General features: G+C 50.9%; 2 protein-coding genes. One reads left to right on the plus strand and one right to left on the minus strand.

The window, feature by feature from the left end:
- The coding region (locus A3750_RS26120) for a hypothetical protein (protein ID WP_197475008.1) at positions 1-471 on the plus strand (471 nt) is incomplete at its 5' end.
- On the opposite strand, the gene pta is transcribed toward A3750_RS26120, so the two are convergent.
- The coding region (gene pta, locus A3750_RS11740; RefSeq protein ID WP_068548289.1) for a phosphate acetyltransferase at positions 468-1904 on the minus strand (1437 nt) is incomplete at its 5' end. The genes A3750_RS26120 and pta overlap by 4 nt on opposite strands.

The raw sequence follows: 1904 nt of genomic DNA on the forward strand, positions 1-1904 counted from the left end.
AAGCCTGTTTTGATTACAGACTTTGGGTTCCCGTCGGGCATGGTTGAAGGCTATAAGCCGAAAAGACTGTCAAAAGTGTTGGGCATTATTCTTGAAATTGACGCGCGAAAGGTCGGTTTCGTGACTGCGCATTTGTTATCAAAGCGCAATGACTCGCCGAAGAAATCTGCCAAACGCATGATGCAGGCGCATGCAATCGTAAAGGCACATAACAGTTTTGAGAATGTCGATGCCGTAGTCTTGCTTGGGGATTTTAACGACTATCGTTCGTCTCCGGTGCTAAAGACGTTAGAAAAAGAAACGCAGAGTAGTAACGTTCTGACGGCTTGCGAGCGATATGACATCACTGAAAACAGGCGCTACATGATCGATCACATTCTGTTCAAGGGGGTGCGCTGCAAACAAGCGTTTACGCTTGATATGCAGTCTTTTTCAGATCACCCCATGCTTGTCGCTGAGTTTAAATTCTAGTTATCTTTCAGTGCGGCCTTTTTTTCGTCGTCGACCTGCTGAGCTTGTATAGCGGTCAGCGCAATAGTGTAGATGATGTCGTCGACAAGGGCTCCCCGAGACAAGTCGTTTACGGGTTTGTTCAGGCCTTGAAGCATGGGGCCCATACTTACCACATTGGCACTTCGTTGCACTGCTTTATAGGTGGTGTTTCCGGTATTGAGATCAGGAAAGATGAAGACTGTCGCCTGGCCTGCGACAGGGCTATCTGGTGCCTTCTTGGCAGCAACGCTTTCAATTGCCGCGGCGTCATACTGCAAGGGGCCGTCTATAATCAAATCTGGTCGTGCTTTTTGGGCAATAATGGTTGCTGCACGAACCTTTTCAACATCAGCGCCGCTGCCGCTAGACCCAGTGCTGTAACTAATCATGGCGACTTTGGGCTCTATACCAAAAGCGCGGGCAGAATCTGCGCTTTGAATCGCGATATCTGCAAGCTCTTCTGCGTTCGGTTCAGGATTGATTGCACAGTCACCATAAACCAGAACTTGCTCGGGTAGGCACATAAAGAAGATCGACGACACTACTTTCGCGCCAGGGCTCGTTTTGATGAGCTGTAGGGCTGGTCGAACGGTGTTCGCCGTGGTGTGAACAGCGCCGGAGACCAGTCCATCAACCTCGTCAAGCGCGACCATCATGGTCGCAAGAACAACGTTATCTTCAAGTAACGAGCGAGCCATATCTGGTGCGAGCCCTTTATGTTTTCGAAGCTCAACCATGCTTGCAACATAACGCTCTCGAACATCGTCTGGGTTGATCACCTGAATATCTTCATGGAGCTTTAAGCCTTGTGCTTGAGCGACCGCCTCAATCTCGACTGGATCGCCAATCATGACGCAGTCTGCAATCCCCCTTTCTTGGCACGCAATCGCCGCCGCAACGGTCCGAGGTTCATTCCCTTCTGGTAAAACGATACGCCTGTTTGCTGAGCGCGCATTCACAGTAAGCATATGACGAAAAGCGGGTGGAGAAAGACGTGTTTTACGTTCTTTCTCGCAAAGGTGTTCGAGCCAGTCCAGATCGAGATATTCTGAAACCATGCTCACCACGCGCTGCATGCGTGGCTCATCATCGCTCTGTACAACGCGATTAAGGTTTGCGAGCGCAGCGGCTGCAGCAAAGGTATCAAGTTCGGTAGAGAGCAGAGGCAGGCCTGCTCTGAGTGCGGGCCCACAGAGCGCATGAATGCGCTCATTGATCGCAGAGTCACTCGTCAATAAAATGCCTGCTAACGGCGTTCCAGTGAGGCTTGCCATACATGCGGCCATGATCGCGTCACTCCGATCTGAAGGCGTAACGACGAGGGCGCCTGGCACAAGGCGAGGTACAATGTTATCTATCGTTTTTGCGGCGAAGACTATTTCCTGAATGCGGCGTGTGTCATGTTCGCCTTC

It is taken from the genome of Oleiphilus sp. HI0079 (assembly GCF_001635105.1).